Origin of the sequence: Paenibacillus sp. AR247, from assembly GCF_002968895.1 — a bacterium.
Taxonomy (GTDB): Bacteria; Bacillota; Bacilli; order Paenibacillales; family Paenibacillaceae; genus Paenibacillus_AQ; species Paenibacillus_AQ favisporus.
In genome coordinates this window covers 720,634-721,712 of sequence record NZ_PCZT01000009.1, presented here as the reverse complement: position 1 = coordinate 721,712, position 1,079 = coordinate 720,634, and the positions used below count along the sequence as shown (strand labels likewise).

Genomic DNA, 1,079 nt, shown 5'->3' with positions numbered 1-1,079 from the left:
ACGATCAATTAGTGAATAATGAAATGAACGTACGGTATCTCGGTGATGTGAATTAAGTGACAGAGTGAATAACCGCAGGTCATTTATACGAATCTTTGGGATTTCTGAAAGTTCGCGATGACCTTTGGGATGGTGAGGTTGTTCGTTTGCTGAAAATCGAGTGATTTAACGAATGAAAGTGATAAGGGAGCCTGAACGGCTTCTTTTTTATGGGGATTTGAGAAAGCAGAAATCTGTTGAGGGTTAAGTAATTTTCAGGGATGATTCAGAATATATGTTCTGGTATAATAATTCAGGAGAATTTTGGAAAAACGAGGTGCTGTGAGGTCGTCCAAGCTATACATATTGGTTGTTCAATCTGATCCTTTCCATGAGAGGGGCAAGAAATGTCCGAATCAACGGCAACCATAAGAGATGAAATCTTGCAATCCATTACAGATATCTTTGGGATCGGAATAGATGATTCCCACCAAATCGATCAAGGATATCTAAACCTGAAATGGAAAATTGAAACGGACATCGGAAGCCTGTTTGCGAAGCAGTACAACAAGACCCGATATCCCGAGCATCTCGTTCAAGGACTGGAGATTTCTTTATCGCATCAAAACGATCTCTATAACCAAGGGATCCGCGTACCCCAACTTTTCCAGCAACAAGGCCAATATGTGCTCCGCACGCCTTCACAGGAACGATACGTCCTGATGCGTTCTTGCCAGGGTGAAATATTACAGCCGGGTACGGCCAATGCACATCAAATGTATTCGCTTGGGAAAACAACCGGGTACATGCACAAGCTCCTGAATTCGCACCGTGCCAAACAGCCTCTGCATTGGAATATCCGCAGCAAAGAAGAAATGCAAAAACATTGGGAGCGCAGATGGTCCGATGCCGTATCGATGGGATGCGAAAAAACGCTAGCCGCTTTGGAAATCCAGCGAGACATCATTGACGAGACGGATATCGGACTATTTTCAGGCTGCGAGCAAGGCTGGTGCCATTGGGATTTGTTTGTCGACAATATTTTATTTACGCCAAATTCGGTATCCGCAGTCCTTGATTTTGACCGGTTGAATTATGTT

General features: G+C 43.7%; 1 protein-coding gene. It reads left to right on the top strand.

Annotated features, from left to right (window positions below; genetic code table 11):
• Window positions 1-422 precede the first annotated feature (422 nt).
• On the top strand, window positions 423-1,079 hold a 657-nt coding region (locus CPT76_RS11380; protein WP_181152800.1), incomplete at its 3' end, for a phosphotransferase.